A 20,908-nucleotide genomic window follows, 5' to 3' on the forward strand; every position below is an offset into this window, starting at 1 on the left:
AGCCCATGCGGCAAAACAAGCTCCGAGCGGCAACCTCCAGCGGGAAAGCGATTTTGCGCCTGTGACGATCATGGTGGGTTAGTCAGATTTCCAACCGAAAGCGTTCTAGCAAGAATAAAACGGCTCTTCATCGAAAGTGGCATGGGGTCATGTTGGCGGGCACAACAACCGAACCACGATCGGCTGTTGGAGTTGCGCATGTCACAACCAAAACCGCAGAGGCCGGCACGATTGCCCCTACGAAACTGTCGGCCGAGCTCGGCATTTCCATCGGGCTTCTGCCTGCCAAAATTTTCTGGAAGGTCCTGCGGCCAGCATTAGCGAGGCGTGTGAGTGTCCGTTCCTTGCCTCTTTTGCGGCCCAATCCTGTCGATATGAACCGAGCAACGGGCATGGTGGGCAATGTGGTCGACGGTCGAGCCGAAGATCTTGTCCAGTATGTCTTCTCGGTGCGCCGCAACCAGAATCAAATCTGCACCCACCTCGGATGCGACCGCCAGAATGACCTCGTCGGGGCGACCCACGCGGACATGAATGGCAGGCGAAACGGGTAAAGGTCGGGCGAGGTCGCAAAGCTTCCTTTCGGCTTCCGCGATCACGCTCGTGGCCCAGGCATCCGGCGAGGCCGCTGATAGCGACGGGAAACGATCCACGGCGTGGACGAAGTGGAGGGCCCCACCCGGCGCCAGAAGTTCCCGTGAAGTGTCAATAAGATGGTGCACCCTCTCACGAGAGCCCATGCCGATTGCGCAGACGACGGTATTGAACATCAAAAAACGTCCTTGCCGCTTCGCGTGACGAACTCCGTCCGGAATCCCCGGTCATGGGCCATCTTCAGGAGCCGGTCCGCGCTCATTATGTCGAGACGCATCCGGCTAGTGAAACACTGCCGAAGCGGGCAACAGAGTTCAGACGCCGCCCATTCTCTAGCGCGCTGCGAGATGATCTCGATGTCCCAGTGATCGGCATCATCGCGCTCAAGCACGATATCGCCATTCGGCCCGCTATCGTAAGGGGGCGGGACACAGCCTGCAGCCGACATCATAGCTTCCGTGACGCGGCTTGTGTCTCGATGATGTAGCATATGACAAACTCCTTATAAGACTGCAAGACGTCGGTCGCACGTTATGCAGTCATGATCTCATCATGGATGGCGAAGACACCAGGTCCCGAATAATGCCGCGAACGCCCCTCACACGGCTAGCCGCCCGTTCTGCAAGCTCAACCTCCCCGAATGTTGCGACCTTTCCGGTAAGCCGAACAATGCCTCCCTCGACGGTGATGGCGATATGGGTCGAGTCAAGACCCGGTTCGAAATCGAGCTCTTCTATCACGCTCCGTCTCAAGACGTTGTCGTTCATGACATTATCCTTCCAATCATCTCTCATGTTAGTTCCGGACCGCTCGTTCGTCGTTGATCCCTGTCAAAATGAGGAGAGATCTACGACCGTTGGAAGGTTTTAAGCGATGGAAGCAGCGGGCAGTCGAGCGGATTTGAACGAGAGCGCGCTCCGGGGATTGAAACTGATGGATTGCTGCGGCAGCCTCTCCAGCCTGACTGGTAACGAAGGCTGAGACGGATGCGGCCAATCGGGACCGTGACTCTTTCGCCGCCGAACCTTCGAGAAGCTCACGTCAACCTGAACGGCCGTCTTGCGCTGGAGATGCGCTGCGCCGGTATCTCCCCACACCGATGAATGCTGCTCGGCTCCCCGATCGCTCAATGTTGATCCCCGTCAAGGATTGTCCGTGTCGTTCGTGGGAAGACAATGCCAAAGCGAGCAAAGGAGGCGGACATGGAACGCAAGCACGGCTTCAACCTCGGATACCTTTTCGTGGCATTGTTCCTGATCGGACTGTTCCAAGCTTGGTTTGCGACGCGTGACATCGCCCAGCCGTCCTATAGTGATCTCGTTCGCATGGCGAGCGAGGGCAAGATCCAGTCTGTGACGATTACCGAAACGATGGTTGAGGGAAAGTTTAAGCAGCCGCTCGATGGAAAGACCTTCTTTGCGACCCATCGCGTCGATCCGGCGGCGGCAGAAACCTTTGAAAAGGCCGGCGTCGAGATCACCGGTGGCAGTGACAGCAATTGGCTGACAACACTTCTTTCCTGGATCCTTCCGACTGTCGCCTTTCTCGCAATCTGGTTCTTCTTCTTCCGAAGGTTCGCCGAACAGCAGGGCATGGGCGGCCTTGTGACGATCGGCAAATCCAAAGCCAAGGTCTATCTCGAACGGAGGACGGGTGTGACCTTCCAGGACGTTGCCGGCGCAGACGAGGCCAAGGCCGAACTGCAGGAGGTCGTCTCGTTTCTCAAGGAGAAGGACCGGTACTCACGCCTTGGCGCACGTGTGCCGAAAGGCGTGCTGCTTGTCGGTCCACCCGGAACCGGCAAGACCCTTCTGGCACGAGCAGTCGCCGGAGAGGCCGATGTCGCTTTCTTTTCCATTACGGGATCGGAATTCGTCGAAATGTTCGTGGGTGTCGGTGCAGCTCGCGTTCGCGACCTGTTTCAACAGGCGCGCGCAGCAGCACCCTGTATCATCTTCATCGACGAACTTGACGCATTGGGGCGTGCACGAAGCGCGCTTGGGTCATTTGGCGCGGGGGACGAAAAGGAGCAGACGCTCAACCAGCTGCTTGCCGAACTCGATGGTTTCGATCCGGGCTCGGGTATCGTTCTGCTCGCAGCAACGAACCGTCCCGAGATCCTTGACGCGGCGCTGCTTCGGTCGGGTCGCTTCGACCGGCAGATCGTCGTCGATCGCCCGGACCGGCCGGGCCGGACTGCGATCCTTGCCCTGCATTGCCGGAAGATCCTGCTGTCGAAGAAGGTCGATCTCGACGACGTAGCGCGCCTGACGCCAGGCTTCACCGGAGCCGACCTGGCGAACCTTGTCAATGAAGCCGCGATCTTCGCAACGCGACGGAACGCTGATTGCGTCGAAATGGACGATTTCACGAGAGCCATGGAGCGGATCGTGGCGGGCGCCGAGAGGCGAAGCCGGCTTCTGGCCGCTCCAGAGCGTGAAAGGGTCGCCATTCATGAAATGGGGCATGCACTTGCCGCAGCAGCGTTGCGACGCACCGACCCGGTGCAGAAAGTATCGATCATCCCACGCAGTGTCGGTGCACTCGGCTACACCTTGCAGAGGCCGACCGACGATCGATTTCTCGTCACCGCCCCGGAACTGTTGGATAGGATCGTCGCGTTGTTGGCAGGTCGTGCCGCTGAGGAACTGGTCTTTTCGGAAATCTCGACGGGCGCCGCCGACGATCTCGCGAAGGCCACCGATATCGCCCGTGGCTATGTAGCCCGCTTCGGCATGAGCCGGCTGGGGCAAGCGGTCCTCGAGGCACCAAGGCTGCAATGGCTGGACGATGGGCGGGCAGCATCCATGCAGCGCGACTATGCCGATGCGACAGCGCGCGACGTTGATCTGGCAATCCGGGAGATACTGGAGACCGCCTATTTGGACGCCAAGAATATTCTGACCGCCAGGATTGTGGACCTGAAGGCCGGCGCTCACCTTCTGCTGGAACGAGAGACGATCACACCCGACGATTTTCCCGCAATCCGGCGGCAGGAGGCGGCGATTATGCCCGTTCAGGGCCTTGCTGTGGCCGCGAACCGATCGTGACCGAGGAGATGCCATCGGACCGGGTAAGCCAGCCCTCCGCTGTCCCAACGGCCAAGGCGGCGCTGGAGCTTTCGCCGGCCATCATCGTCGGCTGGGTAATCGGTGTCCTCGGACTAGGGACTTTAGTTGCAGCCGTTCTGCATTTTGGAGAGGTCGAGATCTTTCTCGCCACGCTCAGTAGAACATCGCCTGGCTGGCTTTTGCTCGGTATCGCATTTCAGCTCGCGACCTATGCCTGTGCCGCGGCGATCTGGCTCCTTGTCTTGCGTAGACAGGGCTTTAGGCCTCCTTTGCCTGTTCTTTTTCGCCTTGCCGTCGTCGAGCTCTTCGCAAACCAGGCACTGCCGACCGGGGGCGTCAGCGGCGGTCTCGTCGTCGCACAAGGCTTGATCTCCCGCGGCATCTCGGCCGCAGCAACCATTACCGCCCTTTTGAGCGCGACCATCGCCTATTACTCAGCCTATCTTCTCATGGCTTCGGCCGCTTTCGTAATACTTTGGAGCACCGGCAAGTTGGACGAAAACTGGACTTGGCTTTGCATCGTCTTTTCCCTGCTGATCATCGCGGCTCCTTCCGTTCTTATAATGACAGTGCGCACCAGGCTGAGCTTCATTCCGAACCGCATCCGCTCGCTGCGTCCGGTGGCACGGCTTGCCGATCTGTTGGCCAAGGTGGATCATCGCGTGCTTGGCGATAACGGACTGCTCGCGAAGAGCATTCTTCTTCAGGCATCCATCTTTTTGCTGGATGCGGCGACCCTCTGGGTTGTTCTGCATGCACTGGGCGTTGCTGCCTCACCTGGCGCAGCCTTCCTGAGCTTCGTTCTCGCCTCGGTCGTCGGAACCGTCTCACCGCTCCCGCTTGGTCTCGGATCTTTCGAGGGTGCCTGTGTCGGCTTGTTGCACCTGCTTGGGATCCGGGTAGAGGAGGCGCTTGCCGCCACGCTTGTCTTCCGCGGACTGACATTTTGGTTGCCGATGGTCCCGGGACTGATCTTGATGCATGCCGAGGTCCGGCTGACCGCGACAGGAACGCGGCGCCAGGCGTGAGATGGGTGATATCGAACGCTGCCGATCTGGCGTGCAAAGAAGCCGCAAGCCACTGTCAGGCGCGTCTTCGCGGGACTTCCGCCAGCATCGGCGTCGACAGGACCGTCACCTAAAGCGCGGCGGTAGCTCCACATTGGATAAGAATTCCTGCCTCGTGACGAATTCGCCAAAAAGCGTCTTCAACTCTTGTTCCTGTTCATCTCGGATATGCAGCGCGCGGGCGAGCTCGGTAACCTTGTAGACCTTCTGAGCGGGCATGCGGGCGATATGGTCCATTTGCATGTCAATCTCCCTCGAAAGAACACTAAAGGCACGACGCGCATCGCTGACCAGCATGAATCGCGCCATGCGACCTCATTGGGAAATTGAGCTAAATTGTTTGCCGCGGGCCGTCGTTGATCGATCTCAAAGAGCCGGCGCTATTTGACGAATTGACGATTTGCCCGGCATCAATGCTGTCGGCGTCATCGGGTGCAACTGCCGAAAAGACCCGCCCAGGTCTAAACCGGAAAAGCCAAGGACTCGCGGCCTCAGTGATCAAGCAAAACTGGAGAAGAGATGATTGTCGAGTAGGTTCGCCTACAGAAGCGCTTCGTCGTGAAGCAGCCATTCCGACATAGCTGCAATCGCGGACGCTGACGTTTGGCAAGGTGTTATGGAAACACCGCTTTCCGAAAGGCAGCGGATCCTACTGGTTCAAACTCTCCTCGAATCCGGAGGGCAGAGATGCCTTCAGATCCACCCGATGATCGGTTGATCGTCGGTCCGGACTTTAAAATCGAGAACCTGAGCTCTTCGAGACCGAGGATCGGTAACGCTCGGCCCGAGGGTTCGACGGGCGTGCCACCCCTACGATCCGCTGATTTTTGTCGTGCCGTTGCTGTTGGTCGCCGACCGGCTGTGGTTCGTCCGACCAGCTTCCGGCGCTAGTCCGTCGGCTCAAGTAAGTCGTCCAGTTTTTCGACCACGGCCCGAACGACATCGGCGCGGCTGACGATGCCAACCAACACGCCGTCACGCAGGATGAGGACGCGCTTGATCCCGTGTTCCAGCATCAGATCAGCCAACTCTGCAAGAGAGGCTTCCTGATCAGCGGAGAAGATGGTCGTGTGCATAATCTCGCGGACGTGCTGCTGGTTGAGCCGGATTTCGGCAAGGAACTCCGGCGCAAGTCTCTCGCCTTCCGCCAGCAGGCGTAGCCATTGCGCTCGCTTGCTTTGAAACTGCGCGCCGAAGTGGCGCATCACGTCGCCTTCGCTGACCAATCCAAGCGGCCGGCTATCGGGGTCCACCACAGGTACGGCGGTGACGTGATGGGTCAGCATGCGCCGGGCGGCCTCGGCCACGGTGGTCTCAGGCGACACCGTAACTAAATCCGTTGTCATTACTGACTTGGCGGGGATCGTCATGTGTACGGCTCCAGCTAGAAGAGCGTGTACGATACCGGACCGGCTTGGCGGTCGCCTTGACATAGCTCAATGTGCGGTGGCATCGCGCGGTTACCGTCCTTCGCGACCGTCTCGCCCCGAAGGTGATGCACTCAGACACAATCCTGCCGGAATGCGCCGAAAAATGCACCCACCGCGGCGGCTTGCGGTAACGCAACACTATTTTCAGCAGCCTGATTTTCCTCGCAACCCGTGGATTGGCGCCGACTTTGATGCGGGTCAACGCAGGAAGCTCACCGTCGGTCTACCGTTTTTGTACTCCTGTTGGCAAAGTCTCGCAGGTGCAATGAAAGAGCCTCCGGAGCACGTCGATCTTGATGAGATTGGCGGCCTCTAACGGGCTCGGATGGGCCGAGGGACGGACCGGGCAGACGTTTCGGCATGTGGTTCGCTCATGCCCATAAAACCGTATGAAAAAGGGAGGTTGTGACCTCCAACCGTTGGAGGTGCCGCAGCCGGTGCTGGCGCTGTTCTTCGGCACGTGGCGGCGTTTTTCTAACCATCGAATACGGATCGTCACGTCCGTCGCCGGCAAAGCGCCACGGTGTTGTGCAATGTAACGGAGACCTCAGATGACGCTTAACAATTGCGGCTTTGTCATCGGCCCTCTGCAGGAAGACCAGATTGACCGTACTTACGTCATAGCGCAGGCCGCAATGCCGGATCTGACACTTGATTCCTGGCGCCGTGTAAGCGGCGGCTCCGAGCGACACAATTTTATCGTCGCGACCGACACCAGAGGTTACTCTCGCGGCCTTTGCCATGTCCGCCTCGAAGAGCACCCTATCGCCGGACCGTTATTCGACGTAGCGATCTTCATCGTCATAAGCCCGGTCCACGAAGATGAGATCGCAGCCGCCCTCTTTACGTCTATCGAAAGACAGGCGATCGATGCAAAGAGCAAGTATCTGCGATTTTGGACGCTTCAACCCGCGATTTGGCGCCTGCTTGACGACCAGAAATTCCGTCACCGATGGGACCATGGCGTCATTTATCAGCTTTGATCTCCTTCGGCTGCCCTCATTGTCGGCTGCTAGGAAGCCAGTCGCGGTAATGTAGTCGTCGCATGACCATTTGTTACACGTTGTTACAAATACGCACCGTCTTTTACACACGCGGCATCAGCACGTCACCTTGAGCCTTTCTACTGGCCTCATTCACGGCACGGAGGGACGAACATGCTGCAGAGCGCCAATCTTCATTACGACAAGCAGATCAACGATGCGGTTCTTCTTGGCTCGGAGCCGAACTCCATTCAGGAGCTTTTTAGAAAACAACCTGTCGAACGTCTGGTCGCCGGCCAGTCCCTCTTTTTCGAAGGCGACGCTGCCAAGCACCTGTTCGAAGTCGTCGAAGGAACTCTCCGCATCTTCAAGATCATCTCGGATGGCCGCCGCGTCATCACAGGATTTCTGCACGCCGGCGACATCGTCGGTGTCTCGCTGAAAGACCGCTATCTCTACAGTGCCGAAGCCATTACCAACACGAAAGTGCGACGTTTCTCACGCAAGGCATTCGATAATGAAGTCGCCGGTTCGCCGCAGTTGCGGCCGGAGGTCTTCGCCCGCCTTTGCGACGAAATGGCCGCTGCCCAGGACCAGATGGTCCTGCTGTCCTGCAAGAGCGCCGAAGAGCGGATCTGCACTTTTCTTCTACGAGAGCTTCTCCGGGCGGCTTCGGACGGAGAGGTCGATTTCGTGATCGAACTGCCAATGACCCGGCTGGACATCGCCGACTATCTCGGCCTCACCATCGAGACGGTTTCCCGTTCGATCACGAAGCTGACGAGTAAGGGTGTGCTTGCGCCTGTAGGACGTCATTCACTTCGTGTCGTGAAGCGGTCTGCGCTTGTGCAACTGTCGGGAGGTGACGACGAGTTGGCGCGGGACGGGTGGAAGCTGGCTGGATGTGAAAGGCGGCCGCGCCACTGAGAGCGTCTGCGATGAAGGGAGAATAGTGAGGAGATGACGACTGAGACACAGCTCGACCAGATTGCTCTGATGTTCGACGCAGCGAACGTTATCATTCACGGTTTCGACGGGATAATCAACCGTTGGACCGGTGGCTGCGAGGCTCTCTATGGCTGGCCACGAAAGGAGGCTGTCGGAAAGGTCGTCCACGAACTTCTCGCCACGCAGTTTCCGGCACCCTTGGAAGAAATCCGCGAAACCGTTCGAAGGCAGGGGGCGTGGGAAGGGGAGGTGATTCACCGAGACAGCAACGGGCAAACACTTTCCATTGCAACGCGCTGGTCCCTTTTCAATCCAACGCTCGGCAAAAGAGCGATGATTATCCAGACCAATAACGATGTAACCGGCATGAAGAGAATGCAGGATGATCTGGCTGAGAGGGAAGCACATCTGCGTTCCATCCTGGCTACCATTCCCGAAGCGATGATTGTCCTTGACGATGCCGGCAGGATCTCCTCCTTCAGCGCTGCGGCAGAGCGGCTTTTCGGTTATTCCTCCGCGGAAGTCTGCGGGCGCAACGTCAAGATCCTGATGCCGCAGCCGGATCGCGACGCCCATGACGGCTACCTTTCCCGATACTTCACGACCGGCGAGCCCCGGATTATCGGCTATGGTAGACTGGTGACCGGGCAGCGTAAGGATGGTTCTGTATTTCCGATGGAGCTTTCCGTCGGCGAGGCGGTTACCAATGGCAAGCGCATCTTCACCGGCTTCATCCGCGACCTGACGAGTCGCCACAAGACCGAGGAGGAGTTGCGCCAATCGCAGAAGATGGAAGCGATCGGCCAACTGACTGGAGGGCTTGCGCATGACTTCAACAATCTGCTTACCGTCATCAGTGGCAATCTTGAGATGATCGAGGGCAAACTGACCGACGAAAGGCTGCGGCCGCTGCTGCGCGAGGCGCAGGAGGCGGCGGAGGACGGAGCAAAACTTACGGGCCAGCTGCTCGCCTTCGGCCGGCGCCAGCCGCTCAACCCGAAACTCGTCGACGTCGGGCAGCTTATTTCCAGTTTTTCCGACCTGCTGCGTCGTACGCTCGGCGAGGCGATCGAATTCCGCACCACCGTGATTGGCTCGTCCAATAGCGCGCTGGTTGATGGATCGCAGTTACAGAACGCTCTTTTGAATCTTGTACTCAACGCTCGATATGCCATGCCGCGCGGCGGCAAGCTCTCGATCGAGATCTCGCGCGTCAAGCTCGACGCCGATTATGCGCAGATGTATCCGCAGGTGCGCACTGGCGACTACGTGCTGATCTCGGTGACGGACACCGGCAGCGGCATGACGGCGGAGGTCAAGCAGCGGGCCTTCGAACCCTTCTTCACGACCAAGGGCCTTGGTTCCGGCACGGGGCTTGGCCTTTCCATGGTCTATGGATTCGCCAAGCAATCCGGCGGCCATGCCCAGCTTTATAGTGAGGTGGGCCAGGGAACGACTGTGCGCGTCTTTGTTCCGGCAGTTTCCAGGGTGGCAGGAGATGGCGTGGATGAGAAGTCGCGGCCTGAACGGTCCGAGCCCAACATTCCACGCGGTGTTGAGAGGATCCTTGTCGTCGAGGACGACGCGCGCGTGCGCCGCGTTGCCGTTTCACGCCTCATCAGTGCCGGTTACCAAGTCATCGAAGCGGCAAACGGTCACCAGGCACTGGACCGGCTAGAGGAATATCCCGATGTCGCGCTGCTGTTCACCGATATCATCATGCCCGGCGGCATGACCGGCGACGAATTGGCAGATACCGTGCGGACGCTGAAGCCGGGCATCAAGATCCTTTTCACATCTGGTTATGCCGAGCCGACGATCGCTGGCCGTGAGCTTTCCCTCTCCACAAGCTTGCTGAAAAAGCCCTACACGGCCCGCGAACTCGCGATCCGTCTGCGCGAGCTGCTTGATTGATCTCATAGGGGAGCGCGGCAGCGGGACCGAACGCCAATTCGCCGAGGTCAAGCGCGCTAAGGCTTCTCGTCATCAGCTTTCCGTTTTGATGGAGGCTGTCGCCGGTGCACAAACAACCTTGCCGTCAAGCCCCCTGCAGCTGCCGCAGTGGATAGACTGTCAGGCAGGTGAGGAAGCCTGTGACCGCTGCCACTGCGGTATCCTTGCATCGCCGCGCGCCGAAAAGACGTGGGGTGACGTTCCGCGACATGGGGCGCCTTTTGCGTTGCGCTTCTCGGAATCTAATCCTGGTCGGCTGCCCGGTTCGATTTCTTGCGACTGCCCCTGGTGATCCGGGCGCCGATCGCGCTGACTGGATAGAGAGACCTATCCTCCCGTTCCTCAATGGGACATGAGGACTGGCAAGGCCGGTTCGTCCAACACCCCACTGGTTGCTCCGCCCAAGACAAAGTCTCGCAATCGAGAATGCCCGAATGCTCCCATGACCAAAAAATCGCCGCCCAGTTCCAGCGCAGCCTTCTGGATGCTCTGGCCGATGGATGACCCGCTACCTTGGACGACCGTTGCCTTGGCATTGACGCCGCTCGACCTCAGGATTTCAGCAAGGTGCGTTCCGCTGTCGGCTGTCAGAGATTTTTCGCCAGCGACTGACAGCACCGATACGGTTCGGGCAATCCGGATGAGCTGGTTCGCATCGCTGACGGCGCGAGCGGCTGCGCGGCTCCCGTCCCATGCAATCACCAGATGATCGATCTTGCCGGCGACAGTCCTATTGGGAAAAATGACGGCCGGTCGGCCTGAGCCGAATATGACGGCTTCAGCGACGATGCGGGTGTCCGGAATAGCGGCGATACATTCGAGGGCAGCGAGATCGAAGAACCGTGCTTGCGTGGCCGCTGTTTCGTGCAGCGAAGGCAAAGCAGTCTTCAACGTTTGAGTAAACACCTTAATTTCCGTGCCTGCGCTCAGATTTTCCGCCGCGGCGATCAGCGTTGCAGCACGGTCACGGCTCAAGCTTTCGGCTTGCTCGATCATCTTTGGCGTATCGAGAAGCAGCGCCGACCAGGCGTCGGGGATATCAGGAATCTCAATTCTTTGCGCACAGACGTGAAGATTTGCGCCGCAGAATTCGGCGAACGCGATGGCATTCGAAATGATCAATCCCGAACTCGGATCGGGATACGTCGCCAGTGGAAGAAAATACTGTGGCGTCATGTCTTCTGCACCTCTCCATCTTTCGCGGCATAATATTTATCTGTCTTCGTTGCAGATCGCATTGATCTAGCGCATGCGCGAATGCCGGTTAGGTGTGACCATGGGAGCTATACGGAGCGCTGGACATGCGCAGTTGCCCATCAACAGCGCCAAGCTCACAATGCCATTCAGCATGAGCTCGACCTGGAAATACGGCCGCCAGCTCAGAATCGATTGGGTCTCGTTCCCGATAATGTGAGCATTACGATCTGTGTCACGATCAGCGGCGCGGTGCTTGAGAACAGGACGACAAGCCACATCTGAAGAGTTGGCGGGACGAGTTGCAGAAGGTGAGCTGCCGGACCCACATAAGGGGGGAGAGCCAACAACAGGGCGCAAAGACCAATGGCGGACCAGAGCCATCGGTTCCCGGTCACCTCATTGACAAAAATGCTCGTTCCGTGACTGCGCAAGTTGAAGACATGCCATAGTTGAGCAAAGGCAAGGGTTAGGAATGTCACGGTCACGCTTGCGCGTTGATCGAGGCCCAGCCACCTTCCCATACCGAGAGCTGCAAAGGTGGCGGCGCTCATCGCCATCGCGTGGAGGATGACTGCGAGCCATTGGGCGCGGCCAAGAATAGCCTCCTTCGGATCGCGGGGCGGTCTGTTGAGCACTCGGTGCTCTCCTTCGCCCATCGCGAGCGCGAAGGCCGGAAACACGTCGGTTACGAGGTTCAGATAGAGAATCTGCAGCGGCAGCAAAGGCAGTGGCAGAGATCCGGCAACCGCCAGACCGATCACCATCAGTTCACTGAGATTGCACGATAGTAGATAGCCGACAAGCCGGCGGATATTGGCAAAGATAATGCGGCCTTCGCGGATTGCCTTGACGATAGTCGAAAATTTGTCGTCAAGGAGGATCATTGCAGCCGCTTCGCGGGCGACGTCGGTGCCGCGCAGTCCCATCGAAACGCCGATATCCGCCTGCCGCAAGGCTGGAGCGTCATTGACACCGTCCCCCGTCATCGCCACGATATCGCCGGCATTTTGATAGGCTCGCACGAGAGTGAGCTTTTCAGAGGGATCGACCCGAGCAAAGATGCCGACATCGCGTAGAGCAGGCGCACCTGTCTTTAGCATCTCGTAGAGCTCTCGCCCCTCAACCACATTGCCTTCGGATGTGTCGAGGCCCACGGCGCGACCGATGCTTCTGGCCGTTTCAACATGATCGCCGGTCACCATCACCACCCGTATTCCTGCATTCTGGCAGTCTCGGATCGCTTCCGGTACGTCTGCACGAGCAGGATCCTGAAGGCCGATTAGGCCGACCAGGAACAGTTGATGAAACGGATCGTCGGGCTCTTGAGGCTGGTGTCCGACAGCACAGGCGAGCACGCGCAGGCCGTGGTCGGCGAGACGTCCGACGTTATTGTTCCATTTCGAGCGCGTTTCGTCGTCAAACCGGATTTCGCTTCCTTCGTGTAACAACCCGGCTGCAGAATTGATAATCGACTCCGGCGCTCCTTTGACTGCGATGAGAATGCCATCTCGACTGGAATGGATCGTTCCCATCATCTTCGTAGAGGGATTGAAGGCGTGTTTGCGCAGAAGCGGGTATTTCAACAGGAGGTCGGACCGGCTCATATTCGCCGTCAGGCCGGCGCGCAAAAGTGCGATTTCCATTGGATCGCCTGTACCCTCGGCGGCGGCATTCTCAAGATCTGCGTCATTGCACAGCACAGCCACCGTCAACAACAATGAGAGTTCCTGATCGGCGCCGGCCCGCGAAAGAAGTGTGTTGTCCGGCGGATTCGCGTTGACCACGACGTCTCCAGAAGAGGTCAAAAGCTGCTGGACGGTCATGCGGTTTTCCGTCAGTGTTCCGGTCTTGTCCGTCAGGATGACGGTCGTGGCGCCGAGCGTCTCCACAGCCGAAAGGCGCTCGATTAGAGCGTTCTGCTCGGCCATACGCCACATTCCTCTCGCCAGAGCGAGCGTTGCGACAATCGGAAGTCCTTCTGGAATAGCGGCGACCGCAAGAGCGATTGCGGCCTCGATGACCAGGAGTTCATCCTGGCCAGAGATGAGGCCAAGAGCTGCGATTACGGAGGCGACAATCAGCGTGGCTGCGACAAGCTGTGTCGAAAGACGAGATAGCTTTCGCTCCATTGGTGAGTTGCCGGCGTCAACCTCTATGATCAGCCGCGATACCTTGCCGAGTTCGGTGGCGAGCCCCGTCGCTGTCACGACGCCTCGGCCGCTTCCTCGCGTGACAGTTGTTCCCTTGAACAGCATCGACCGGCGCTCCGAAAGGCGCGCGCCTTGCGAGACGGACTGGACATCCTTTTCCACAGGCACGGATTCGCCTGTCAAGGTCGACTCATTCACAGCCAGCCTGGAAGCTTCAATCAGCCGGAGGTCAGCGCAGACCGCTTCGCCCGCTTCGATGACCACGACATCACCTGGGACCAGATTCTCCGCCGGCACACGGATGACAACTCGGTTACGAAGTACGCGGGCGGTATGGGCTCCCAGCGCACGCAACGCCTCGATTGAACGTACGGCTTTGAGCTCGGTATAAAACCCGATGACAGCATTGACGGCAAGGACGGCAGCGATGGCGGCGCCTTCTTCCAGCTTGTTGAAATAAAAAGCTAATCCGGCTGCGCCGGTCAGCAGATAAACCACAGGAGTCATGAACTGGTGCAAAAGGAGTGCGAACCACGTTGCGGCGGGTCGCGCTTCAATGGCATTCGAACCAACGGCCCTAAGTCTTTTCTCAGCGTCTTCACGAGACAGTCCCACCTCTTCCGACACGCCAAGCATGGCGGTCAGCGCCTCTGGCGGCAATGCATGAGGGGTTTCGGGCAACCTTAGTGGTCCATTGACGAAATGAACGTTCACCATGGGGGCCTCCTGATGCACCCGACGCTATCGCGGCATCGAGATGCCCCGGATTGAAATCGAATGTTGGACTTTTCTTTCGATCGACCTCGATCCGTTGCAAATTGTGTGGAGACGGCTTCGTAAGTGGCCGTGATCGCCATCAGCGAACCGTGACGCAGGTCACAGGGCAAAGCTGCGCGATCTTGTTGGATACGCTTCCGAGGAGCAGCGCCGAGAACTTGGAAAGGCCGCGAGCGCCACAGATGACGACGTCTGGCTGCACGTCGGTGATCGAGTTGAGAATTTGCTCGGCAGGGTTTCCTTCCAACAGTAGCGTTGAAACCTGATCAACGCCTTCCGCTTTGACGGTCTTAATTGCCTGCTCGATGATTTGGTCGCCCAAGATGCGAAAAATTCGGTAGGAGGTCGCCCGATGAAGAGAAATATCAAAACGCGGCGCTGCCAGCCTCGTGCTCATGATGTCATCGGCCGAGCCCAAAGCTGGTTCTGCTCCCGGAAACTCGGCGTCGATCATCCGCTGCACATCAGTATCGACCTCTCCGACGAGGAGAACATGCACAAGAACGACCTGACCGCCGCTTCCCGCCGCAAGAGACGCCCCTAACTCAACGGCTTTTTTCGAATGTTCAGAGCCGTCAGTCGCTATGAGAATGTTCTTGAACATGTCAGGTCTCCCTCAACGCCACTGCGATCGATTGCGACAGTCCCTGCGAGCATCTTCCATCTTTTGGAGCGGTAGTCTTTGAGCTTCATCAAAGCAGCGTCCTGCGAGCGCCGTTTATGACGAGCTTCAAAAGCTACGTCGCGGTCCGTTGTTTCGCGCTGGCATCATTCTGATCCTTTCATACCTCCTGATCGGCGTTTGCATCACGGATCATCGCGTATTTGACCTGAGTAACCGTGAGGTCCCGGTACCGGTCGATCACCCCCCAGGGTCGGTTATCTTTGGTAAGCCTGACACGGACGCAACGATCGTGCCGATTTCGGTCGTTCCGGTGACGACGTAGTGGCCACCGAGCGCGAAAATGCCAGCATAACCCAGCTGCGTCATCAGGTTTAAAAGGAAATTCATCGAAAACTTGAATTTGTAGATCGTCATGTTGGTGACGAAAAGCGATTGCACGCGATCGGCCTGGACATCACTCGGATCGCGGCCAGCAACATACTCGATCATCCCCTCGCTGACATGGTGCGGATGGGAGGCACGGGCGTCTGCGGAGGCATCCGCACGAGCGACCTGCCGGCAAGGACTGACACCCTGATATGAGGAGAGCGAGCCGTGGTTTCGGTTGCCAATCTGACGAGGAAGGACGCTGAGGAGTTTTTCTCCGTCGCCTATCAGGCAACTGGCCTGGACCTAGACGAAAAACCTATCCACTTGCCAAAGCCAATGCGGCACTCGACGATCCGCGTGACGGTCGTCTGAGCGGCGCGGCTGTCCTGAAGCCTTGAGTGGCGTCGCTATCCGGATTCGGCGACGCCGTTTCCGGTCTGAAGCGCCTTCATGGCGGTGACCACGTGCGCAGCAAGCTCAGGTGTGCGCGCGGCAATGAAACCGTCCACTTTCCGTGTGCGATTGAAGCGGTAAGCGAGCGATGATCCGTCGGCCCGGAGAACTGTACCGCCCGCAGCTTCGATGATCGCCTGGCCCGCAGCGCAATCCCAAATCATGGTCGGACCGAGCCGCAGATAAAAATCAGCCTCGGCGGCAGCCACGAAAGCAAATTTCAGCGACGATCCCATTTCCTGGACGTCACAGGGCTTTAGAGCCGCCAGAAGCGCTTCAGTCCGCGGATCGCAATGAGAACGGCTGACGAGGGCGATCGGCTGCGCCCTCGGCGCGAGGTGGTACGGGAGCTTGCGTCGAAGGCCGGCGGCTGTCTGTTCGAAGGCAAGCCCGGCACCCCAGGAGAAGAAGAGCCGGTCACGAGCGGGCGCATAGATCAGACCGGCGCCGACGCGCCCGTCTTCGACCAGAGCAATGTTGACGGCAAATTCGTCGCTGCCTTTAATGAGCTCCTTGGTGCCGTCGAGCGGATCGATCAGGAGGATTGCGGCATTCGTATCGGCCCCGGCAGTAGGAGTATCTTCCTCGCTGATGACGGGGATTGCCGGGAATGATGCCAGGCATGCCGCGCGAAGGATCCGGTGGCTGGCGAGATCGGCGGCGGTGACGGGCGAGCCGTCTTCCTTGGTTCTGGCGGCAAGGTCATCCTTCTGCAGTTTTAGCGCGGCCTTGCCGGCCTGCCTAATGATCGGAATCAGTGTCTCGACAAGCTGCCTTCTTGAAGACAGGTCCATCATCATCTCCCCGCCAACTGTAGGATGTCGATCCTTTCCTATTCTGAGACGACGATCCGATCATTGACGCGGGTCAATGCGTTGTCATGGCAGGATCGCAATGCTGGCAAGGCCACGGCAATTGAAAGGTCTGCAGATGATCACCGAAGACCAGTCGGCAACCATTTCCTTTCTAAAGGACGCGTTGTCTCGGAATGTAGCCGAAACGATCGAAACACATATATCGCGGATCTTCCTGGTGGGAGAGCGGGCCTACAAGATGAAGCGCGCCGTAAAGCTGCCCTATGCCGATTTCTCCTCCCCGGAGATACGGCTTGCGGCATGCCGCAAGGAAGTCGAATTGAATACGCCGACCGCGCCCGGCATCTATCTCGGCGTCAGGACGATAACGCGGGAAGGGGACGGCAGTCTTGCGCTCGATGGCCAGGGGCAACTGGTCGACGCTCTCGTGGAGATGCGGCGTTTCGAACAGTCGCTGTTGCTCGACCGCATCGCCACGTCAGGCGGACTGACGCCATCGATGGTGACCTCGCTGGCGAAGGCGATCGTCCGGTTCCACCGTCTCGCCCCGGTCATCCATGATGGCTCGGGCGCGGCCAATATGGCTGCCGTCCTGAAGGTCAACGAGGCTGGCTTTGCGACCAGTCATGTTTTTTCACCCGACGAGGTTGGCGAACTGACATCGGCCTTCGACCAGCGTCTGGCGCAGCTTGCCGGCCTGCTGGACCAGCGGGAACAGGCGGGCAAGGTTCGGCGTTGTCATGGCGACCTGCATCTTCGCAATATCTTCCTGCTCGATGGTGAACCGTGCCTATTCGATTGCATCGAGTTCAATGATCAGATCGCAACGACCGATATCCTTTACGACCTCGCCTTCCTGTTGATGGACCTCTGGTACCGCGGGCATCCCGAATTCGCAAATCTGGTGATGAACCGTTATCTCGACGAGACGGATGAGGAAGACGGATTTGCCGCGCTGCCTTTCTTCATCGCCGTGCGCGCTGCCGTGCGGGCGCATGTCACCGCCACCCAGGCGGAAGACGCGGGCGAGCGGGCGGCGATGCTGGCCGGCGAGGCGCGCTCCTATTTTGAGCTTGCCCGCTCCTTGCTGCAGCCGGCGGCAGGACGGCTCGTGGCTATCGGCGGCCTCAGCGGATCGGGAAAGACGACGCTTGCAGAAACGCTGGCGCCGCGTATCGGCCCCGCACCGGGCGCGCGCATCATCGAGAGCGACCGCATTCGCAAGGCGATGCACGACGTTCCAGCCGAGACCAGGCTGCCGCAGGCTGCATATCGGCCTGAGATTTCCGCAAAGGTCTATGAGGAGATGGCCTGGCGAGCCCGCCTCATCCTTGCGGAAGGCGGATCCGCGGTCGCTGATGCGGTCTTCGACAAGCCGGCCAACCGACGGATGATCGAGGACGCGGCAGAAGAATGTCACCATCCCTTCTCAGCCTTCTGGCTCGAAGCTGATCCGCCATTGCTGCTGCGGCGCGTTGCGGCACGGAGCGGCGGCCCCTCCGACGCGACGGTCGATATCCTGGCGCATCAGCTTGCGCATGATACAGGTGCCGTTGCATGGCCGCGTCTCGATGCCACCCAGCCTGCGGAAAGGATCGCCGACGAGATCATCCATCTCATCGGGAAGAATGGCCCTGAGCCCGTCCCCGCAAATGCCGAAGCCCGCGTGGTTTCTCCAAGCCATCCGAATACTGTTCTTTGACCGGCTGCAACGAGGGTCCGCAGGGGTCGGCTTCACGCCGTTGGTGAACTATGACCAGCGGCCCCCCCGCGGTCAGGCATGTTTGCCATTGCTCCGGTGAAAGAACAGGCGCTTGGCAATTTCGAGGGTGACGGCAAAGACCAACGAAATGCCGAGCAGGCCGCCAAGCAGGGGCAGCGGAAGGGGTACGAACCCGAAAGTGCCGGCAAATGGCAGATAGGGCAGCGCAATGGCGACAATGCCGATGAGCATCGTCGTTCCGAAGAGCAGCCGGCTCGGCCGGCTCTTCCAGCTTGCGGCGGCGGTGCGCACGATCAGCATGGTTGCAAGTTGCGTGACCAGCGATTCCACGAACCAGCCGGTGCGAAACTGATCGACGGTCGCCCCGATGAGGAACATCAGGAAACCGAAGGTCAGGAAATCGAAGAGTGAGCTGATCGGGCCGAAGCAGAGCATGAAGCGCTCGATAGCGGCGATATTCCATCGCCTTGGGCGCAGCACGTCGGCGTGTTCGACGCGGTCCGTTGCAATTGCCATGGAGGGCACGTCGGCCAGAAGATTGTTGAGCAGGATCTGCTTGGCGAGCAGCGGCAGGAAGGGCAGGAAAAGCGAGGCGACCGCCATGCTGATCATGTTGCCGAAATTGGCGCTGGTGGCAATCGAGATATATTTCAGCGTATTGGCGAAGGTCCGGCGGCCGTCGTCGATACCGCGCGCCAGCACGTCGAGGTCACGGCGCAAGAGCACGATATCGGCCGCCTCACGGGCGACATCGACGGCGCTGTCGACGGAAATGCCGATATCGGCCTCGTGCAGCGCCGGCGCATCGTTGATGCCGTCGCCGAGATAGCCGACCACGTGGCGGGCGCGGCGCAGGGCCTTGATGATCCGCTCCTTCTGATTGGGATCGATCTCGACGAAGAGATCGGTCTTCTGCGCCCGGGCAAAAAGCGCGTCAGTGCTCATGGCGGCAATCTCGCTGCCGCTCAGGAGATGGGTCGATTTCAGGCCGATGGTTTCAGCCAGATGCCGGACGACGTAACGATTGTCGCCGGAAATGACCTTGATATGGATGCCGCGGTGTTTCAGGCCCGCAAGAGCCTCCTTCACGCCGGCTTTCGGCGGATCGAGGAACAGCAGGAAACCCTCCAGGCAAAGCCCGGCCTCGTCGTGCTTGCCGAACCTCGTTTTTTCCGGCGGGAACCGGCGTGTAGCGATGGCGATCACCCGGATGCCGTCCTCGCTCCATTTTCGGTAGCGTTTCTCGATGGCATCGTGCAACGGTGCGTCAAGCGGCCGTGTCGTCGCGCCAGCCTTGGCCGACGCACAGGCGGCAAGGACATTGGCGACGGCGCCCTTGCAGATGAGGTCAGTCCCGTCTTCTCCTCCGATGACGACAGAAAGTCGCTTGCGGGCAAAGTCGTAGGGAATTTCGTCCACCTTGCGATAGTGCGCCATCTCCTCCGGAGCACTGCCCGATGCAAGGATCGCATCGTCGAGCGGGTTTTTCAGGCCGGTCTGCAGGCTTGCATTGAGGGATGCGAGCAGGCGCACCCGGACGGATGCCTCTCCGACTATGTCGACGCAGCTGTTGAGCTGGATGACGCCTTCCGTCAGCGTCCCGGTCTTGTCGGTGCAAAGCAGGTCCATGCTGCCGAGATTTTCCATCGCCTCCAGGCGGCGGATGATGACGCCTTCCCTGGCCATCACCCGGGCGCCTCGCGCCAGCGTGACACTGATGATCGCCGGCAGCAGCTCCGGTGTCAGGCCGACGGCGAGCGCCAACGAAAACAGCAGCGAGTCGATCAGTGGTCGAAGCAGCAGGAGATTGGCGACGAAGACGACGAGGACGATTGCCAGCATGATCTGTGTCATCAAATAGCCGAAGCGGCGGATGCCGCGGGAGAATTCCGTCTCTGGCAGCTGACGGGTTACCGCGTGGGCGATTGTCGCGAATTCGGTTTTGCCCGCGGTGGCGACGACGAGGGCGGTCGCCGTACCGCTCCGCACGGAGGTGCCGGTAAAGATGCAGTTGAGGCGGTTGCCGATCTGGGCTTCCGGCGGCGAGATGCCGGGAGCCTTGCCGACCGGAAAGGTCTCGCCGGTCAGCGCTGCCTCGCTGACATTCAGATCCCGAGACGACAGGATCACCGCATCCGCCGGCACGAGGCTGCCCGCCGAAAGACGGATAACGTCGCCCGGCACGACCGCTGCGGCCGGGACTGCCCGTTCAGTGCCGTCGCGCAGCACGGCCGCCGACAGCGATATGCTTTTCCGCAGGGATTCGACGGCACGGCTTGCCCCATATTCCTGGGTGAATCCGAGCAGGCAGCTTGCGAGGACGATGCAGCCGATGATCAGTGCATCATGCAGTTCCCCGACGCTTGCCGCGACGATGGCGGCAAAGATCAGGGTGAGGACGAGCGGACTGACGAATTGCTTGAGCAGCGTGCGGAACGCACCCGCGTCGCCGGCGGCATCGACGGTATTCGCTCCATATACCTGCAGCCGCGCTTTCGCTTCCGCCGATGTGAGGCCGGAGGGCTTCGATTTGAGTTCTCGCAGAAGCTCCGGCAGCGGCAGCGCCCAGTAAGGGCGCTGATTGCCTGTGCTCCTGTCGACATAGGTGGTGCCGGAATCAGCCGAATTGTCCATGTCGCCGCTCCCTGGATCGCCGGGAGAGCTTGCCCCGCGCACAGCTTGCGACATTGACCCGCGTCAATTCTTCGATCACGGATCGTTCGGTATTTTGACCTTGCCATGTCACTTGTGGG

Annotated in this window: 17 protein-coding genes; 7 read left to right on the forward strand and 10 right to left on the reverse strand. The window is 59.3% G+C overall.

The window, feature by feature from the left end; translation table 11 throughout:
* Nucleotides 1-317: 317 nt before the first annotated feature.
* Nucleotides 318-770 (reverse strand): universal stress protein, encoded by a 453-nt coding sequence (locus tag JNB85_RS07920; protein ID WP_220333802.1) that lies wholly within the window; start codon nucleotides 768-770, stop codon nucleotides 318-320.
* 363 nt (nucleotides 771-1,133) lie between these two features.
* Complete coding sequence (locus tag JNB85_RS07925) at nucleotides 1,134-1,361, reverse strand: BON domain-containing protein (RefSeq protein WP_220333803.1); 228 nt, start codon at nucleotides 1,359-1,361, stop codon at nucleotides 1,134-1,136.
* 435 nt (nucleotides 1,362-1,796) lie between these two features.
* Here JNB85_RS07925 and ftsH point away from each other — a divergent pair, with 435 nt between their 5' ends.
* Nucleotides 1,797-3,644: an ATP-dependent zinc metalloprotease FtsH gene (gene ftsH / locus JNB85_RS07930; RefSeq protein WP_220333804.1), complete on the forward strand. Its 1,848-nt coding sequence runs from the start codon at nucleotides 1,797-1,799 to the stop codon at nucleotides 3,642-3,644.
* A complete protein-coding gene (locus tag JNB85_RS07935) occupies nucleotides 3,641-4,693 on the forward strand; it encodes a lysylphosphatidylglycerol synthase transmembrane domain-containing protein (RefSeq protein ID WP_338050311.1) in 1,053 nt (350 codons plus the stop codon). The genes ftsH and JNB85_RS07935 overlap by 4 nt, the downstream gene beginning before the upstream one ends.
* A 105-nt stretch (nucleotides 4,694-4,798) precedes the next feature.
* Here the strand turns inward: JNB85_RS07935 and JNB85_RS07940 are convergent, their stop codons facing one another.
* On the reverse strand, nucleotides 4,799-5,041 hold the full coding sequence (locus JNB85_RS07940; RefSeq protein WP_220333805.1) for a hypothetical protein: 243 nt from the start codon (nucleotides 5,039-5,041) through the stop codon (nucleotides 4,799-4,801).
* 578 nt (nucleotides 5,042-5,619) lie between these two features.
* A complete protein-coding gene (locus JNB85_RS07945; protein ID WP_220333806.1) occupies nucleotides 5,620-6,102 on the reverse strand; it encodes a CBS domain-containing protein in 483 nt (160 codons plus the stop codon).
* A 611-nt stretch (nucleotides 6,103-6,713) separates the two neighbouring features.
* On the opposite strand from JNB85_RS07945, the gene JNB85_RS07950 reads away from it, so the two are divergent.
* From JNB85_RS07950 to JNB85_RS07960, 3 genes are all read left to right on the forward strand, one after another.
* Nucleotides 6,714-7,145: a hypothetical protein gene (locus JNB85_RS07950; protein ID WP_220333807.1), complete on the forward strand. Its 432-nt coding sequence runs from the start codon at nucleotides 6,714-6,716 to the stop codon at nucleotides 7,143-7,145.
* A gap of 174 nt (nucleotides 7,146-7,319) precedes the next feature.
* A complete protein-coding gene (locus JNB85_RS07955) occupies nucleotides 7,320-8,072 on the forward strand; it encodes a cyclic nucleotide-binding domain-containing protein (protein ID WP_220333808.1) in 753 nt (250 codons plus the stop codon).
* A gap of 33 nt (nucleotides 8,073-8,105) precedes the next feature.
* Nucleotides 8,106-10,007, forward strand: a complete 1,902-nt coding sequence (locus JNB85_RS07960; protein ID WP_220333809.1) for a hybrid sensor histidine kinase/response regulator — start codon at nucleotides 8,106-8,108, stop codon at nucleotides 10,005-10,007.
* 381 nt (nucleotides 10,008-10,388) lie between these two features.
* On the opposite strand, the gene JNB85_RS07965 is transcribed toward JNB85_RS07960, so the two are convergent.
* The 4 genes from JNB85_RS07965 to JNB85_RS07980 all read right to left on the reverse strand — a co-directional run bounded on the left by JNB85_RS07965 (nucleotide 10,389) and on the right by JNB85_RS07980 (nucleotide 15,284).
* Nucleotides 10,389-11,222, reverse strand: a complete 834-nt coding sequence (locus JNB85_RS07965) for a universal stress protein (RefSeq protein WP_220333810.1) — start codon at nucleotides 11,220-11,222, stop codon at nucleotides 10,389-10,391.
* 203 nt (nucleotides 11,223-11,425) lie between these two features.
* Nucleotides 11,426-14,110 carry a cation-translocating P-type ATPase gene (locus JNB85_RS07970; protein ID WP_220333811.1) on the reverse strand — a complete coding sequence of 895 codons (2,685 nt, stop codon included), beginning with the start codon at nucleotides 14,108-14,110 and terminating at the stop codon, nucleotides 11,426-11,428.
* A gap of 139 nt (nucleotides 14,111-14,249) precedes the next feature.
* Entirely contained in the window at nucleotides 14,250-14,774 is a 525-nt protein-coding gene (locus JNB85_RS07975; protein ID WP_220333812.1) for a universal stress protein, read from the reverse strand.
* A 258-nt stretch (nucleotides 14,775-15,032) separates the two neighbouring features.
* On the reverse strand, nucleotides 15,033-15,284 hold the full coding sequence (locus JNB85_RS07980) for a hypothetical protein (protein WP_420852261.1): 252 nt from the start codon (nucleotides 15,282-15,284) through the stop codon (nucleotides 15,033-15,035).
* Between the two features lie 105 nt (nucleotides 15,285-15,389).
* Here JNB85_RS07980 and JNB85_RS31220 point away from each other — a divergent pair, with 105 nt between their 5' ends.
* Entirely contained in the window at nucleotides 15,390-15,536 is a 147-nt protein-coding gene (locus JNB85_RS31220; RefSeq protein ID WP_420852262.1) for a hypothetical protein, read from the forward strand.
* Between the two features lie 35 nt (nucleotides 15,537-15,571).
* Here the strand turns inward: JNB85_RS31220 and JNB85_RS07990 are convergent, their stop codons facing one another.
* The gene (locus JNB85_RS07990) at nucleotides 15,572-16,411 is read right to left on the reverse strand and encodes a 3'(2'),5'-bisphosphate nucleotidase CysQ family protein (RefSeq protein ID WP_220333813.1); all 840 of its coding nucleotides are present in this window, start codon (nucleotides 16,409-16,411) and stop codon (nucleotides 15,572-15,574) included.
* A 100-nt stretch (nucleotides 16,412-16,511) separates the two neighbouring features.
* Here JNB85_RS07990 and JNB85_RS07995 point away from each other — a divergent pair, with 100 nt between their 5' ends.
* The gene (locus tag JNB85_RS07995) at nucleotides 16,512-18,134 is read left to right on the forward strand and encodes a bifunctional aminoglycoside phosphotransferase/ATP-binding protein (RefSeq protein ID WP_223216452.1); all 1,623 of its coding nucleotides are present in this window, start codon (nucleotides 16,512-16,514) and stop codon (nucleotides 18,132-18,134) included.
* A 72-nt stretch (nucleotides 18,135-18,206) separates the two neighbouring features.
* Here JNB85_RS07995 and mgtA read toward each other — a convergent pair whose 3' ends face one another.
* Nucleotides 18,207-20,789: a magnesium-translocating P-type ATPase gene (gene mgtA, locus JNB85_RS08000; protein ID WP_220333814.1), complete on the reverse strand. Its 2,583-nt coding sequence runs from the start codon at nucleotides 20,787-20,789 to the stop codon at nucleotides 18,207-18,209.
* Nucleotides 20,790-20,908 lie beyond the last annotated feature (119 nt).

This window comes from Rhizobium mesosinicum (assembly GCF_019511345.1).
GTDB lineage: Bacteria > Pseudomonadota > Alphaproteobacteria > Rhizobiales > Rhizobiaceae > Rhizobium > Rhizobium mesosinicum.

Excerpts from the sequence above, each read along its gene's own strand:
- JNB85_RS07920 (WP_220333802.1), bottom strand. The coding sequence starts at position 770 with ATGTTCAATACCGTCGTCTGCGCAATCGGCATGGGCTCTCGTGAGAGG.
- JNB85_RS07925 (WP_220333803.1), bottom strand. The coding sequence starts at position 1,361 with ATGAACGACAACGTCTTGAGACGGAGCGTGATAGAAGAGCTCGATTTC.
- ftsH (WP_220333804.1), top strand. The coding sequence starts at position 1,797 with ATGGAACGCAAGCACGGCTTCAACCTCGGATACCTTTTCGTGGCATTG.
- JNB85_RS07940 (WP_220333805.1), bottom strand. The coding sequence starts at position 5,041 with ATGGCGCGATTCATGCTGGTCAGCGATGCGCGTCGTGCCTTTAGTGTT.
- JNB85_RS07945 (WP_220333806.1), bottom strand. The coding sequence starts at position 6,102 with ATGACGATCCCCGCCAAGTCAGTAATGACAACGGATTTAGTTACGGTG.
- JNB85_RS07950 (WP_220333807.1), top strand. The coding sequence starts at position 6,714 with ATGACGCTTAACAATTGCGGCTTTGTCATCGGCCCTCTGCAGGAAGAC.
- JNB85_RS07955 (WP_220333808.1), top strand. The coding sequence starts at position 7,320 with ATGCTGCAGAGCGCCAATCTTCATTACGACAAGCAGATCAACGATGCG.
- JNB85_RS07960 (WP_220333809.1), top strand. The coding sequence starts at position 8,106 with ATGACGACTGAGACACAGCTCGACCAGATTGCTCTGATGTTCGACGCA.
- JNB85_RS07965 (WP_220333810.1), bottom strand. The coding sequence starts at position 11,222 with ATGACGCCACAGTATTTTCTTCCACTGGCGACGTATCCCGATCCGAGT.
- JNB85_RS07970 (WP_220333811.1), bottom strand. The coding sequence starts at position 14,110 with ATGGTGAACGTTCATTTCGTCAATGGACCACTAAGGTTGCCCGAAACC.
- JNB85_RS07975 (WP_220333812.1), bottom strand. The coding sequence starts at position 14,774 with ATGTTCAAGAACATTCTCATAGCGACTGACGGCTCTGAACATTCGAAA.
- JNB85_RS07980 (WP_420852261.1), bottom strand. The coding sequence starts at position 15,284 with ATGATCGAGTATGTTGCTGGCCGCGATCCGAGTGATGTCCAGGCCGAT.
- JNB85_RS07990 (WP_220333813.1), bottom strand. The coding sequence starts at position 16,411 with ATGGACCTGTCTTCAAGAAGGCAGCTTGTCGAGACACTGATTCCGATC.
- JNB85_RS07995 (WP_223216452.1), top strand. The coding sequence starts at position 16,512 with ATGCTGGCAAGGCCACGGCAATTGAAAGGTCTGCAGATGATCACCGAA.
- mgtA (WP_220333814.1), bottom strand. The coding sequence starts at position 20,789 with ATGGACAATTCGGCTGATTCCGGCACCACCTATGTCGACAGGAGCACA.